The 13,956-nt window shown below is 56.1% G+C and carries 13 protein-coding genes; 9 read left to right on the forward strand and 4 right to left on the reverse strand.

The genetic code is table 11. From position 1 onward, the window contains the following. The first annotated feature begins 9 nt into the window (after positions 1-9). The 5 genes from cobN (at position 10) to cobM (ending at position 6,075) form a co-directional block, all read left to right on the forward strand. Positions 10-3,738: a cobaltochelatase subunit CobN gene (gene cobN / locus N8E88_RS24785; RefSeq protein WP_262292906.1), complete on the forward strand. Its 3,729-nt coding sequence runs from the start codon at positions 10-12 to the stop codon at positions 3,736-3,738. 26 nt (positions 3,739-3,764) lie between these two features. Next, positions 3,765-4,403 carry a cob(I)yrinic acid a,c-diamide adenosyltransferase gene (gene cobO / locus N8E88_RS24790; RefSeq protein WP_262292907.1) on the forward strand — a complete coding sequence of 213 codons (639 nt, stop codon included), beginning with the start codon at positions 3,765-3,767 and terminating at the stop codon, positions 4,401-4,403. An 87-nt stretch (positions 4,404-4,490) separates the two neighbouring features. Then, entirely contained in the window at positions 4,491-4,922 is a 432-nt protein-coding gene (locus N8E88_RS24795) for a tellurite resistance TerB family protein (RefSeq protein ID WP_315975257.1), read from the forward strand. Next, the gene (locus tag N8E88_RS24800; protein ID WP_262292909.1) at positions 4,919-5,317 is read left to right on the forward strand and encodes a cobalamin biosynthesis protein; all 399 of its coding nucleotides are present in this window, start codon (positions 4,919-4,921) and stop codon (positions 5,315-5,317) included. The genes N8E88_RS24795 and N8E88_RS24800 overlap by 4 nt, the downstream gene beginning before the upstream one ends. Continuing rightward, positions 5,314-6,075: a precorrin-4 C(11)-methyltransferase gene (gene cobM, locus N8E88_RS24805; protein ID WP_262292910.1), complete on the forward strand. Its 762-nt coding sequence runs from the start codon at positions 5,314-5,316 to the stop codon at positions 6,073-6,075. Before N8E88_RS24800 ends, cobM begins: the two co-directional genes overlap by 4 nt. On the opposite strand, the gene N8E88_RS24810 is transcribed toward cobM, so the two are convergent. Continuing rightward, on the reverse strand, positions 6,067-6,813 hold the full coding sequence (locus tag N8E88_RS24810) for a cobalt-precorrin-6A reductase (RefSeq protein WP_262292911.1): 747 nt from the start codon (positions 6,811-6,813) through the stop codon (positions 6,067-6,069). The two genes, cobM and N8E88_RS24810, sit on opposite strands and share 9 nt — an antisense overlap. Beyond that, positions 6,806-7,921, reverse strand: a complete 1,116-nt coding sequence (locus N8E88_RS24815) for a cobalt-precorrin-5B (C(1))-methyltransferase (RefSeq protein ID WP_262295611.1) — start codon at positions 7,919-7,921, stop codon at positions 6,806-6,808. Before N8E88_RS24815 ends, N8E88_RS24810 begins: the two co-directional genes overlap by 8 nt. Positions 7,922-8,025: 104 nt before the next feature. On the opposite strand from N8E88_RS24815, the gene cobA reads away from it, so the two are divergent. Genes cobA through cbiB form a run of 4 tightly spaced genes read left to right on the forward strand, consistent with a single transcriptional unit; the run spans position 8,026 to position 12,182 of the window. Beyond that, positions 8,026-8,865 (forward strand): uroporphyrinogen-III C-methyltransferase, encoded by an 840-nt coding sequence (gene cobA / locus N8E88_RS24820; RefSeq protein ID WP_262292912.1) that lies wholly within the window; start codon positions 8,026-8,028, stop codon positions 8,863-8,865. A 5-nt stretch (positions 8,866-8,870) separates the two neighbouring features. Then, a complete protein-coding gene (locus N8E88_RS24825; RefSeq protein WP_410010700.1) occupies positions 8,871-10,160 on the forward strand; it encodes a cobyrinic acid a,c-diamide synthase CobB in 1,290 nt (429 codons plus the stop codon). Then, positions 10,160-11,173 (forward strand): threonine-phosphate decarboxylase CobD, encoded by a 1,014-nt coding sequence (cobD, locus tag N8E88_RS24830; RefSeq protein ID WP_262292914.1) that lies wholly within the window; start codon positions 10,160-10,162, stop codon positions 11,171-11,173. Before N8E88_RS24825 ends, cobD begins: the two co-directional genes overlap by 1 nt. Before the next feature lie 28 nt (positions 11,174-11,201). Continuing rightward, complete coding sequence (cbiB, locus tag N8E88_RS24835; RefSeq protein ID WP_262292915.1) at positions 11,202-12,182, forward strand: adenosylcobinamide-phosphate synthase CbiB; 981 nt, start codon at positions 11,202-11,204, stop codon at positions 12,180-12,182. Between the two features lie 6 nt (positions 12,183-12,188). On the opposite strand, the gene N8E88_RS24840 is transcribed toward cbiB, so the two are convergent. Beyond that, positions 12,189-13,010, reverse strand: a complete 822-nt coding sequence (locus tag N8E88_RS24840; RefSeq protein WP_262292916.1) for an ABC transporter permease — start codon at positions 13,008-13,010, stop codon at positions 12,189-12,191. Further along, on the reverse strand, positions 13,007-13,954 hold the full coding sequence (locus tag N8E88_RS24845; protein ID WP_262292917.1) for an ABC transporter permease: 948 nt from the start codon (positions 13,952-13,954) through the stop codon (positions 13,007-13,009). Before N8E88_RS24845 ends, N8E88_RS24840 begins: the two co-directional genes overlap by 4 nt. Positions 13,955-13,956 lie beyond the last annotated feature (2 nt).

Consider the following 13,956-nt stretch of genomic DNA (forward strand, 5'->3'; position numbering starts at 1 on the left):
GAAAATTGAATGCATCTCCTGCTTGCCCAGAAAGGCACGATCGTTGAAGGCGCCGAGGCCATAGACCTTGGCCAGACGCCGGGAGATGTGCTGTTTCTTTCCGCTGCCGATACGGAACTGGCAAGCCTTAGCTCTGCCCAGCGACAAAACGATGCCGTATCGTTGCGCCTCGCCAATATGATGGCCCTGGCGCATCCCATGTCCGTTGATGCTTATGTCGAGCGGACAGCGCGCCATGCAAAGCTTATTGTTGTGCGGATTATCGGCGGCGAAAGCTATTGGCCTTACGGGCTGGAGGCGTTGCATGCTTGCGCCGTTAATCACAAGGTACAGCTTGCGGTGCTGCCAGGTGACGATAAGCCGGACCCTGGGCTGGACCGGTTTTCCACGATTTCACGACAGGATCGCGATGCGCTGTGGCACTATCTGCTGGAGGGCGGCGCGCAGAACGCCCTACGTTTCCTCGATTATTGTGGATCACTGATTGACGGCAGGGATAAGCCGCAGGAGGCAGCGCCGCTTTTGAAAGCCGGGTTGTGGTGGCCGGGCAGTGCCGCGCCATCGCTGGAAGAACTGCATGGGCATTGGCGGGATAATGCATCGGTCGTGGCCATCTGTTTTTACCGCGCACTGGTGCAGAGCGGGCAGACGCAGCCGGTCGAAGCTTTGATCGATGCGCTGAAAGCCAAGGGGCTCAACCCTTTACCGGTGTTCGTTTCTAGTCTGAAAGATCCGGTATCTGTGGCGACGCTAGAGAGCATTTTCGGCGAAGCGCCGCCTGCGGTCGTGCTCAATGCCACCGGGTTTGCCGTTTCCGCACCGGGCAGCGCACGCAAAGCTACCGTGCTCGAACACGACGGCGCCGTGGTGCTACAGGTTATCTTTTCCGGATCAAGCATCGAACAATGGCGCGGCTCCGATCAGGGCTTGTCAGCCCGCGACCTGGCAATGAATGTGGCGCTTCCCGAGGTGGATGGCCGTGTGCTGTCACGCGCTGTATCGTTCAAATCCGCAAAGCATTATGATGAAGCGGTCGAGGCTAATATCGTAACGCACGAACCCTTGGCCAATCGTGTTGAATTTGTTGCGGCGTTGGCAGCCAACTGGGCGCGGCTTCGAGCCGCAAAGCCCGTGGCGCGCCGCGTCGCTCTCATTATGGCCAATTATCCCAATCGCGACGGCCGGCTTGGCAATGGTGTGGGTTTGGATACGCCTGCGGGTACCTGGCACATCCTGCATGCGATGCGCGAGCAGGGCTACCCGGTTGCCAATGTATCAACTGACGGCGACGCGCTGATCAATCATATGATGGCGGGCCCGACCAACGCTGCGAGCGATGGCCGGGAAATCCGCGAAACCATTTCTTTGAATCAATACAGATGCTTCTTTGAAAAGCTTCCACAATCGATTCAAGCTGCTGTCACTGCCCGCTGGGGCGAGCCTGATGCCGACCCGTACTTTATGCAGGATGCGCAGACGTTCGCACTGCCGCTCGCCCGTTTCGGCGAAACGCTTGTCGGCATTCAGCCGGCGCGCGGTTACAATATCGATCCGAAAGAAACCTATCATTCGCCCGATCTCGTGCCGCCACATGGGTATCTCGCGTTCTACGCCTATCTGCGCGAGGTCTATGGCGCCCACGCCATCGTCCATGTCGGCAAGCACGGCAATCTCGAATGGCTGCCGGGCAAGTCCTTGGCGCTTTCGGATAACTGCTATCCGGAAGTCGTGCTTGGTGCCGTCCCGCATATCTATCCGTTCATTGTCAATGATCCGGGCGAGGGTACACAGGCCAAGCGCCGCTCATCCGCCGTCATCATCGATCATTTGACACCACCGCTAACGCGCGCCGAGAGCTATGGCCCGCTCAAAGACCTCGAAGCGCTGGTGGACGAGTATTACGAGGCATCCGGTGTCGATCCGCGCCGTCTTGTGCGTCTTAAGGCGCAAATTCTCGATCTGGTCCGCGATATCGGGCTCGACAGCGATGCCGGCATTCACGATCATGACCCGGACGATCTCGCTCTGCAGAAACTCGATGCGTATCTTTGCGATTTGAAGGAAATGCAAATCCGCGATGGCCTGCATGTTTTTGGACGATCGCCGGAAGGGCATCTGCTGACCGATCTCGTGGTTGCGCTGGCGCGCGTGCCACGCGGAGCCGGCCATGGCGCCGATCAGAGCCTGCAGCGGGCGATTGCGCTCGATCTCGGGCTGGAGGGCTTCGACCCGCTGGATTGTGAGATGGCCAAGCCGTGGAACGGGCCTCGCCCCGATATCTTGCAAGCTATTTCGGATGAGCCTTGGCGCATCGCCGGCGATACCGTCGAACGTGTCGAGCTGCTGGCCGCCAAATTGGTGGCCGGAGAGATGGATTGCCCAGAGAGCTGGATTGCGACGGCCGTGGTCCTAGAAGGCATTCGTACCAATCTATACCCTGCCGTTATAGTCTGTGGTGACGCCGAGATGAATGGCTTGCTGACAGCACTGGATGGGCGATTCGTTGCGCCGGGACCGTCGGGGGCACCAACTCGCGGGCGTCCGGATGTCTTGCCGACAGGGCGAAACTTCTTTTCTGTCGATACCCGCGCCGTACCAACGCCTGCGGCATGGGAACTCGGACAAAAATCCGCTGAGCTTCTGATCCGACGCTACACGCAGGATCATGGCGAATGGCCGACCTCCTTCGGCCTTACGGCCTGGGGCACATCCAACATGCGCACTGGCGGCGACGATATTGCACAGGCGCTGGCATTGATTGGCGTCAGGCCCGTCTGGGAAATGGCCTCGCGCCGGGTTACCGGTTACGAGATCATCCCGACGGCAATGCTTGGCCGTCCACGCGTCGATGTAACGCTGCGTATCTCAGGCTTCTTCCGCGATGCATTTCCAGACCAGATAGCGCTGTTCGACATGGCAGTGCGGGCAGTGGGCGCTTTGGATGAAGATACCGAGGACAATCCTATCGCCGCGCGTATGCGCAGCGAGCAGGCAAGGCTGATTGCAGAAGGCACTGATGAGAAGCTGGCCAAACAGCGCGCTGGTTTTCGCATATTCGGCTCCAAGCCGGGTGCCTATGGTGCGGGCCTGCAAGCACTCATCGACGAGAACGACTGGGCGAAGCGCGATGATCTGGCCGAAGCCTGGCTCGTCTGGGGCGGCTATGCCTATGGTGCGGGTATTGAGGGCAATGCGGAGCGGGGCCTGCTCGAAGAGCGGCTGCGGGACGTCAACGCCGTCGTGCAAAATCAGGACAACCGCGAGCATGATCTGCTCGATTCCGACGATTATTACCAGTTCGAGGGCGGTATGTCGGCGGCGGTGGAACTTGTCTCAGGTGAACGTCCGACCATCTACCACAATGACCATTCGCGTCCGGAAAAACCCGTTATCCGCACGCTTGAGGAAGAAATCGCCCGTACTGTTCGTGGCCGCGTGACCAACCCGAAATGGATTACTGGCGTGATGCGCCACGGCTATAAGGGTGCATTCGAGATGGCGGCGACTGTAGACTATCTCTTCGCTTTCGCAGCTACCACGGGTGCGGTCGGCAACCACCATTTCGAAGCCGTCTATCAGGCATTTCTGGTGGATGACGATGTACGTGCCTTCCTGGTGGAAAAGAATCCGCATGCCCTGCGCGATATCGCGGAAAAGCTGGAACAGGCAGTGACTCGCAATTTCTGGACGCCGCGTTCCAACTCGGCGCGCTACGATCTAAGCAAACTTGCTGCCTGATAATTTGATTCGGAAGGGAAAGCCACATGGCTGAAAAGTCACAAAAATTGCAGAATCTGACCGAAGCGGAAATCAATGAGCGGCACGCCGACAAGATGCGCAAGAAGAAAGCGGTGCGCGACAAGATTCTGGCAACAAAGACCGACGAAAAAGGTCTGGTCATTGTTAATACCGGCAAAGGCAAAGGCAAATCCACGGCCGGCTTCGGCGTTGTGTTCCGGGCACTCGGCCATGGCATGAAGATCGGTGTCGTCCAGTTCGTCAAGGGATCATGGGATACGGGCGAGCGCTGGGTTCTGGAGAAGTTCCCCGAGCAGGTGACAATTTCCGCTATGGGCGAGGGATTTACGTGGGAAACGCAGGATCGTGCCCGCGATATTGCCATGGCGCGCGATGCGTGGGAACAGGCCAAGATGATGATCCTTGATGACGAAACCGAGCTGGTGCTCTGCGACGAACTGAACATTGCCCTGCGTTATGGCTATCTGACGGTCGATGAAATCATCGAAGTTCTGAAGCAGAAGCCGCATATGAAACATGTGATCATCACTGGCCGCAACGCCAAAGAGGAGCTCATCGAGTTTGCGGATCTGGTCACCGAGATGGAAATGATCAAGCATCCGTTCCGATCGGGCATCAAGGCTCAAAAGGGCATCGAATTTTAATTTTATGGATGCTGGTCTGAGGCGTTTCGCTACTTGAATTTGGCTGTCTGTACTGCAATCAATCAGTAGAGACGATTTGGGGGTAAAATGAGCGAAAGCATTTTTGATCGCATCGCGACGTTTCTGGGTACGAAAAGTGCAGTGCAGAAGGTTGCCGATGACCCGGTATTGACTGCAGAACTTTTGCTGCTGCTGCATATAGCATTGGCGGATGGAAAGACTGATAAAGCCGAATATGGTGCGATTCTGCGTATCGCTGCGAATGATTTCGGAATTTTGCCTGAGGAGTTCGGAGAAGTAGCTGAATACCTTAAAGATTTCGGTTACGAAACCACAAGTACCCAGGCGGCGCTCGCCTTTGCGGACGTTTCGTTTGAACGTAAGGTTCAGTTGCTGCGCCATCTTTTGGCAATCGCGAATGCCGACGATGAATTGGATGCCAAGGAAGCCAATCTGATCCGCAAGACGGCCGATCTTTTGGGCGTGACACCGGAAGAATTGCACAAGAAGCAAGTATGATTTTGTCAATCTATGCGCTGGGGGTGGGATGCGAACGGGGATGTGCGCCGGACGAGCTTTTGGACCTCGTCAACAAGGTCTTGCAAGACGCCGCCATTAAGCCGTCGGATCTAAGCGGCATACACTCGATAGACTTGCGACGGGGTGAGCCAGCCATTTTAAATGTGGCGCAGAAATTCAACCGACCTGTTTGCTACTTCAGTGCTGCCATTCTGGAAGAACAGACACCGAGTTTACTAAACCCGTCTGATCGCGTTTTTGCACTGATGGGATGTCACGGCGTGGCTGAAGCCGCCGCGCTTGCAGGTTTTGGACCGACAGGCGTATTGGTCGTTGGAAAGACAAAATCGGCTCATGCCACAGCAGCATTGGCTGTACAAAGAGATAAAAAATGACGGTCCATTTTATTGGAGCAGGCCCCGGCGCCCCCGACCTTATTACTGTCCGCGGATTAAAACTGATTCAATCTTGTCCAGTCTGTTTGTATGCAGGTTCATTGGTTCCAGTGGAAATGGTCGCGGAAGTGCCCGAAAACGCGCGCGTGGTCGATACATCATCGCTCACGCTCGATGAGATCATTGCGGAGTTCGAGAAGGCCCACGCGGAAGGCAAGGATGTGGCGCGGGTTCATTCCGGTGATCCGTCGATATACGGTGCGGTGGCAGAGCAGATGCGGCGCCTCGATGCTTTGGGTATTCACTATGACGTGACGCCGGGCGTTCCGGCATTTTCGGCCGCCGCTGCCGCCTTGAAAAAAGAACTGACGGTTCCGGAAGTATGTCAAACCATCATCCTGACGCGTAGTTCGATAAAATCATCCTCTATGCCGGAAGGCGAAGATCTGGCAACTCTTGGGAAATCGGGTGCGACGTTGGTTATCCACCTTTCGATCCGTAATCTGGTTCATATCGAAACCGAACTTTCCCCGCTCTACGGCGCTGATTGTCCTGTGATTGTTGCCTATCGCGTGGGTTGGCCAGACGAACAATTTATACACGGAACACTTGCCGATATTGCCGGCAAGGTAAAAATGTCGGGCTTGGATCGTTCAGCGATGATTTTTGTTGGGCGCGGTCTAGCGGCAGATACTTTCCGGGATTCGGCTCTTTATCACAAGGGCCACACGCACTCGCTGCGCAAGCCATCAGGCTGAGCCAAAAAATCTATCAACAAACAGAATGACGCTTTCGATATCGGTCACACTATGGGTGCTGGGGCGATGCGGACGATCGATCATGATCACAGGAATACCGAGATCACGCGCCGCCTTGAGCTTGGTGTAGGAGGCAGTGCCGCCGGAATTACGGCAGACGATATGCGTGAGGCGCTTCGTCGTCAGGAACGTCGTCTCGTCATCAACTTTGCCCGGCTTTGACAATTCCAGTTCGAAGTCCACAAGATCAAGTGGCGCTTCAGGCGGATCTATCATTCGCACGACAAAATGTACGTCGCCGCGACTGGAGAACGGTGCGATGTGTTGTCGTCCAAGTGCGAGCAGCACGCGTGCCTTAGCGGGGATGAGGGAAACCGCGTCTTCAAGCGACGTGACGCTTGTCCAATGGTCGCCCGGTTTCGCGTGCCAAGCGGGGCGTTCCAGCCGGACGAAAGGCGTTTTTGTTGAAGCTGCTGCAAGGATGGCATTGTCAGAGATCTGCGTTGCGAAAGGGTGAGTTGCGTCGATGAGCAGAGATATTTCCTGTTTCACGATGTATGCAATAAGGCCTCTCGCACCACCAAAACCGCCGATGCGAACTTCGCCCTTGAGTGTTGCCGGATTAAGCGTGCGTCCCGCCAAAGATGAAATCACGCGGTGACCCTGCGCGGCGAGACGAGACGCGAGTTTTGACGCCTCGGCAGTACCACCCAGAATGAGAATCGGACGATTAGACACGGGAAAGAACCGTACCCTTGCGATCGGTAACGATGACCTCTACTTCAACCGGGGCGCCCTTCAGCGTGGCAAGAGCTGTTTGCCTGGCCTGTGTGGCAATGAGACTGGCGAGATCAATTCCCATAGATTGTGTCAATTCAAGCACTTCCTGCGCAGTGTTGGCATTCAGAATCCTCTCCCTCACACTTGGATCGAGCCCCAGCTTTTCAGCTTCATCAGCAAGAAAAGTCATGCTGACCTGGCTGCGGCCAGAATGAAGATCGAGCGCACCCTGTGCCAGTTTTGTCAGCTTGGCAAAGCCGCCGGCTATTGTCAGTCGATCGATTGGATGAACGCGCAGGTATTTCAGCAAACCGCCGGCGAAATCGCCCATGTCAAGAAGCGCAATCTCCGGCAGATGATAAATGGCTTGCGCCGCATCCTCGGAGGTGGAGCCGGTTGCGGCGAGAACATGCTTGAGGCCTGCTGCACGTGATACGTCAATGCCGCGGTGGATCGAATGTATCCAGGCCGCGCAAGAAAAGGGGTGAACGATGCCAGTGGTTCCCAGTATCGAAATGCCGCCGACAACGCCAAGACGCGGGTTCCAGGTTTTCTTGGCCAACTCTTCGCCCTCAGGCACAGAGATTGTGATGACGAGGTCTGCCGGAAGATCATATTGCGCGCAGATTTCCTCGCAAATCCTGCTCATCATTTCGCGTGGTACGGGATTGATAGCGGGTTCTCCAGGCGAGATGGGAAGTCCCGGCAGGGTGACTGTTCCGACGCCTTCGCCCGCGACAAACTGTATGCCGCTTCCGGGCGGTGCGGGAAACACCGTCGAGATTATCGTGGCACCATGCGTTACATCGGGATCATCACCGGCATCTTTGACAATACCTGCCATGGCATAACCATCGCCGATCGATTCGATCGCCAGCTGGAAATGCGGTACTTCTCCTTTAGGCAGGATGATCGCGACGGGATCGGGAAATTCGCCCGTGATCAACGCGATCAAAGCCGCTTTGGTCGCAGCGGTTGCACAAGCACCCGTCGTCCAGCCACGGCGCAAGGGCCGTTCGCTCGTCTCGTCGGGTTTCCGCTGTCCTGCATCAGGTTCGTCGCTCATGCAGGTCTTATAGACCAGCTTCTGCACCCGTTGCATGATTTTTCCGATAAGGTCATGGTTACGATCAGAAAAATTGTGCTATGCGCAAAAGATCGGAACGAGCGATGAGCGCAATGAATTCGAAGCTGCCAGTTTTTGAAACCGGCCACGTCTGGCTGGTAGGAGCAGGGCCGGGGGATCCTGGCCTGTTGACCCTGCATGCTGTCAACGGGCTCGAACAGGCCGATGTCATCGTCTACGACGCTTTAGTCAATGAGGATTGCCTTTCTTTCGCTGGTCCCGGGGCAGTGATGGAATATGCGGGCAAACGGGGCGGGAAACCATCTCCGCAACAACGCGATATATCGCTTCGACTGGTCGAACTCGCCAAGTCCGGCAAACGCGTGCTGCGCTTGAAAGGCGGCGACCCTTTCGTCTTTGGAAGAGGCGGCGAAGAGGCATTGACCTTGGTCGAACATCAAGTGCCGTTCCGGATTATTCCCGGCATCACAGCCGGAATCGGTGGTCTTGCCTATGCGGGTATCCCGGTCACTCACCGCGAAACCAACCAGAGTGTTACTTTCCTCACCGGACATGATTCTACCGGCCTCGTTCCCGATTCGATGGACTGGAATAGTATAGCCAAGGGTTCTTCGGTCATCGTGATGTATATGGCAATGAAACATATCGGCCTGATTGCTTCGCGCCTGATTGCTGCTGGTCGCTCCAGGGATGAACCAATCGCCTTTGTTTGCAATGCCACCACGGGCCGTCAGAAGGTACTTGAGACAACGCTCGAACGAGCCGAGGCAGATGTTCAGCAGTCGGGCCTCCGCCCTCCCGCCATCGTGGTGGTAGGACAGGTTGTCCGCTTACGCGCGGCTCTCGACTGGCTCGGCGCGGCAGAAGGTCGTGTGCTTACGCAGGATCCGCTAGGAACCCGCCGGGAAAAGGATGCGGGATGAAAGGCATGATCGTTGCCGCTCCGTCATCTGGTAGCGGCAAGACGACCGTCACGCTTGGATTGTTGCGCGCTCTTCGAAATCTCGGTGTGGAGATTGCGCCAGCAAAAGCGGGGCCAGATTACATCGACCCAGCTTATCATGCGGTGGCGAGCGGCAGTCCTTGCGTCAATCTTGATCCTTGGGCGATGCGGCCGGATTTGATCAGTGCGCTGGCTTCGCGTCATACCGAAGGAAACAAGATGCTCGTGGTCGAAGGTATGATGGGCCTTTTCGATGGTGCCAGCGACGGCCGGGGGTCTGCCGCCGATCTTGCGACACATCTGTCGCTTCCAGTTATTCTTGTAGTCGACTGCGCGAGGCAATCGCATTCGATTGCCGCGCTTGTTAGCGGTTTTCGAGATTTTCGCCGTGACGTCATGATTGCGGGCCTAATCCTTAATAGGGTTGGCAGTGTCCGCCATGAGACCATGCTGCGTTCTGCATTGGAGTCCGTCGGCGTACCGGTTCTCGGTTGTTTGCCGCGTGACCAAGGGTTGCAATTACCGGAACGGCATCTTGGGCTCGTTCAGGCCGGCGAGCATCTCGATCTTGAGGCTTTCATCACGCATGCAGGTCATATCATTGGCGACAGGATCGATCTCGAACAGATCCAGAAAACCGCCAATCGCTACGGTCCCGCTGGTTCGATGGCGAATGTTTCCCGCATTCCGCCTCTTGGACAAAGGATCGCCGTTGCGCGTGATAACGCATTCGCATTTTCCTACTGGCATCTGCTGGACGGCTGGAGGCGGCGCGGCGCTGAGATAAGCTATTTTTCACCGCTTGCGGATGAAGCTCCGGCCGGAGACAGCGATGCAATCTATCTGCCCGGAGGTTATCCAGAACTTCACGCTGGGCGCCTTGCCCAGTCAGAGAACTTTGCCTCGGGTATGAAATCGGCTGCTGCCGACAAAATTGCGATATACGGCGAGTGTGGAGGATACATGGTGCTGGGCAGGAGCATCGAGGATGCCACGGGAAAAGTACACCCGATGCTCGGTCTCCTACCTGTTGAAACAAGCTTTGCAAAACGAAAGATGCATCTCGGCTATCGTCGCCTGGAACCACTTGCGGCGGCTCCGTTTCAGACAGAGCTTACGGGACACGAATTTCACTATGCCAGTATTGTCCGCGAGGGCGTCGCCGAACGGCTCTTCCGCGTTCGGGACGCACTGGATGAAGATTTGGGCGAAGCCGGGCTGCGCATCGGATCGGTGAGCGGCTCCTATATGCACATAATTGATTTGGCGAGATAATGCAGATTGAACATGGTGGCGCGCTCGATAGCGCTATGGAACGTTTCGGTGGCGCGCTATCCGACTGGATTGATCTTTCGACCGGTATCAATCCTGAGGTGTTTCCGTTGCCGTCAATAGGTCTTGAGATATGGAATCGCTTGCCGGACGAAAAACTGCTCACGTCAACCCTTAACGCCGCCCGAAAATATTATGGCGCGGCGGCTGAGGCCGGAATCGTTGCAGCGCCAGGCACACAATCGCTTATTCAAATACTGCCTGATCTTATGGCAGCCAAAGGCGACGTCGCGATTGTTGGTCCGACTTACCAGGAACACAGTGCGTCATTCCTCAATGCAGGCTGGCGAATTTCGAATTGCTCGAGCATTTCTGACATTCTGCCATCCTCGAAGGTTGCAGTCGTGGTCAATCCTAACAATCCGGACGGACGAATTATCTCAAGGGAATCTTTGCTTGAACTAGCCAGACGAATGTATAGCAGAGGCGGTGTCCTGATTGTTGATGAGGCTTTTGCTGATCCCCATCCAGAGGCAAGCATTACCGACTGCGCAGGCATGGGCGGGCTGATCATCCTAAAATCTTTCGGCAAATTCTTCGGCTTGGGGGGGCTGCGATTGGGTTTTGCGTTGACGACGCGCGATATTGCGGGGGCCCTCAGGCTTCGGCTGGGCCCGTGGGCAGTATCGGGTCCCGCCCTAACCATCGCCTCCCATGCGTTTTCCGATGAAATCCTCCTTGCAGGTTTTGCGAAACGGTCGAGGGCCCGTCGTGAGTTGCTAGGGCGCGTCCTTGCAGAAGCGGGTCTTTTCCAAGTTGGTGGCACAATGCTGTTTTCGCTGGTGGAGTTTGAACAGGCTCAGCAGCTCCACGAAGCTTTATGCGAGCAACATGTGCTGACGAGAAAATTTGACTACGCGCCACAATGGTTGCGTTTTGGTCTGCCATTGGATGAGAATGAGGCTGAACGATTGCAGCAACGTCTTCGTATTGCGTTAAGCGCGATACCCAGCTGATTTTTGATTCAACAGGATCGAATTGTTCATGGAAATCAATCTATTGATTCTGTTTCTTGCCTTGCTGGCCGATCGAACTTTCGGCGATCCCGATGGGTTGTGGCGGAAAATTCCCCATCCTGTTGTTCTATTTGGCAAAGCAATCGAACTCGCCGAGAAACAGCTGAACAAGGCCAGCGGTTCTGACGATGAAAGACGGCGTGATGGTTTCCTTGCTATTTTGGGTTTGCTGGTGCTGGCAGCTTTCATTGGCTTTCTTGTCCACCTCACGCTGCAGACCATTCAGCCCTTTGGCGATTTGATCGAGGCGCTGATTGTTGCGATATTTCTGGCGCAAAAGAGCCTCGGCGAACATGTCGAGCGTGTCGCGATAGCCTTGCGCGAAGAGGGCATCGTTGGTGCTCGTCGCGCTGTGTCGATGATTGTCGGACGTGATCCCGAAGCCCTCGACGATGCAGCGGTTAGCCGCGCCGCCATCGAAAGTCTTGCTGAAAATACCTCCGATGGCATCATTGCACCGGCGTTTTGGTATGCCCTGCTGGGGCTCCCCGGGCTTTTTGCCTACAAGATGTTAAATACGGCGGATTCGATGATCGGGCATTTGAATGATCGTTACCGTGATTTTGGGCGGTTCGCGGCCAAGTTCGATGACATTGCCAACTGGGTACCCGCAAGACTGACAGGTCTTCTGATCTCTGCAGCAGCCTGGGTCGTGCATGGCTATGATGCAGCGCTTCGCTCCTTCAATGTGATGATGCGCGATGCGCGGCTGCATCGCTCTCCTAACGCGGGGTGGCCCGAGGCCGCGATGGCGGGGGCGATCGAAGTGGCACTTGCGGGGCCCCGCGTCTATGGGGGCGTGATGGCGAACGAGCCGATGCTGAACGGTGCAGGGCGACGCGATGCCGGAGCCGAGAACATCGAGGATGCGCTCAACATCTTTAGCGTGACAACCGGAATTTTTACAGCCGCAATCCTGCCGCTGTTTCTGCTCGGACTGCTTTTGTAGCGGCAATCACTGAAATCTTGGGTCAAGCACATCGCGCAAACCATCGCCGAGCAAATTGAGCCCGAGAACTGTGATGACAATCGCGAGACCGGGAAACAGCGCCATGTGCGGTGCCAAGCCAATCATTGTCTGTGCTTCGAACAGCATTCTACCCCAGCTCGGCAAGGGAGGTTGTGAACCCAGTCCAACATAAGAAAGGCCTGCTTCGGCAAGAATGCCGAGCGAAAACTGGATGGTCGCCTGCACGATTAGAAGAGACGCGAGATTTGGCAATATGTGGTCACGGGTAATGCGCGCCGGGCTTTTACCAATAGCGCCTGCCGCTATCACAAACTCGCGCGACCACAGGGAGAGGGCAGTAGCCCGGGCAACACGTGCGAAAACCGGGATGTTGAAAATACCGATCGCGATAACAGCGTTGATCGCACCTGGACCAAACACTGCGGTGATCATCACTGCGGAGAGTAAGGCGGGAAAGGCGAAGACAAGATCGTTGAAGCGCATCAATGCCTCATCGATAAATCCGCCGGTTGCTGCACCCCATAAGCCGAGGGGCGCGCCAATGCCGGCGCCAATAGCAACGGAGACAGACGCTACAGCGATGGAATTGCGGCTCCCGACCATGATCATCGACAGGATGTCACGACCAAAATGATCTGTGCCGAGCCAATGCGCTGCGGAGGGCGGCTTTAGCTTGCCTGCGATATCGAAGGCGCCCACCGGATAAGGTGTCCAGGCGAATGACACCAATGCCACCAGCGCGATCAGGCTCGTGACGAAGAGGCCGACGCAAAACGATCTATTCGCCAGTGCCTTGCCGATGTTCATGAACGACCCCGCAATCGAGGATCTACTATGGCGTAGGAAAGATCGACCAGCAGATTGACAAGGATGAGAGTAGCAACGAGCAGCATGACGACGCCCTCCACCACGATCAGATCTCGCTGGGTGATTGCCTGGAACACCAAACGACCGAGGCCCGGCAGATAGAACACGTTTTCAATGATGATCGTGCCAGCAAGCAGGAATGCGAATTGCAAGCCGAGAATAGTCAGGACAGGGATAAGAGCATTGCGCAACGCGTGGCGGTATAAGACTTGCCGCCTGCTGAGCCCCTTGGCGCGAGCCGTGCGAATATAATCCTCCCCGAGTACTTCGAGCAGAGCCGAGCGGGTGACGCGGGCAAGGATCGCGGCTTGGGGGAGAGCAAGTGCAATGGACGGCAGGATCAGTGACTTAAGGCTCACACCGAAGCCTGCACCCCATCCCGGGAAGCCACCGGCCGGAACAAGCCTCAACGTCACTGCGAATAGATAGACCAGGAGCAGGGCGAACCAAAAATTGGGTATCGCTACACCCACCTGCGCAACTCCCATAGCTAGCGTATCGGAGAACTTGCCGCGTTTTGACGCGGCAAAAATGCCGACAGGAAGTGCGACCAACGTGGATAGTGCCAACGAGATCGCAGCGAGCGGCAATGAAACAGCAACGCGCTCCACAATAAGGTCAAACACGGGAACGGAATAGGTATAAGACCTACCCAGATCTCCGGTGAGCAGCCCGCCGAGCCAGCTGAAATATCGTAGAGCGAGCGGTTGATTGAGCCCCATCTGCTCTTGCAGGTTATGGACCGCGTCTTCGGTGGCGTTCATTCCCAACATCAATCGAGCGGGATCGCCCGGCACGATTTCAAGCATCGTAAAAACAACAAGAGATGCGACCAGAAGCGTGAAAGTGGCGACCAACGCTCGCTTTGTGGCATAGCTCAACATCG

Source organism: Phyllobacterium zundukense (assembly GCF_025452195.1).
In the GTDB taxonomy this organism is placed as follows: domain Bacteria; phylum Pseudomonadota; class Alphaproteobacteria; order Rhizobiales; family Rhizobiaceae; genus Phyllobacterium; species Phyllobacterium zundukense_A.

What these genes read in the sequence shown, in the direction of transcription:
- cobN (WP_262292906.1), top strand. Translation starts at nt 10, where the DNA reads ATGCATCTCCTGCTTGCCCAGAAAGGCACGATCGTTGAAGGCGCCGAG.
- cobO (WP_262292907.1), top strand. Translation starts at nt 3,765, where the DNA reads ATGGCTGAAAAGTCACAAAAATTGCAGAATCTGACCGAAGCGGAAATC.
- N8E88_RS24795 (WP_315975257.1), top strand. Translation starts at nt 4,491, where the DNA reads ATGAGCGAAAGCATTTTTGATCGCATCGCGACGTTTCTGGGTACGAAA.
- N8E88_RS24800 (WP_262292909.1), top strand. Translation starts at nt 4,919, where the DNA reads ATGATTTTGTCAATCTATGCGCTGGGGGTGGGATGCGAACGGGGATGT.
- cobM (WP_262292910.1), top strand. Translation starts at nt 5,314, where the DNA reads ATGACGGTCCATTTTATTGGAGCAGGCCCCGGCGCCCCCGACCTTATT.
- N8E88_RS24815 (WP_262295611.1), bottom strand. Translation starts at nt 7,921, where the DNA reads ATGAGCGACGAACCTGATGCAGGACAGCGGAAACCCGACGAGACGAGC.
- cobA (WP_262292912.1), top strand. Translation starts at nt 8,026, where the DNA reads ATGAGCGCAATGAATTCGAAGCTGCCAGTTTTTGAAACCGGCCACGTC.
- N8E88_RS24825 (WP_410010700.1), top strand. Translation starts at nt 8,871, where the DNA reads ATGATCGTTGCCGCTCCGTCATCTGGTAGCGGCAAGACGACCGTCACG.
- cobD (WP_262292914.1), top strand. Translation starts at nt 10,160, where the DNA reads ATGCAGATTGAACATGGTGGCGCGCTCGATAGCGCTATGGAACGTTTC.
- cbiB (WP_262292915.1), top strand. Translation starts at nt 11,202, where the DNA reads ATGGAAATCAATCTATTGATTCTGTTTCTTGCCTTGCTGGCCGATCGA.
- N8E88_RS24840 (WP_262292916.1), bottom strand. Translation starts at nt 13,010, where the DNA reads ATGAACATCGGCAAGGCACTGGCGAATAGATCGTTTTGCGTCGGCCTC.
- N8E88_RS24845 (WP_262292917.1), bottom strand. Translation starts at nt 13,954, where the DNA reads ATGTTGAGCTATGCCACAAAGCGAGCGTTGGTCGCCACTTTCACGCTT.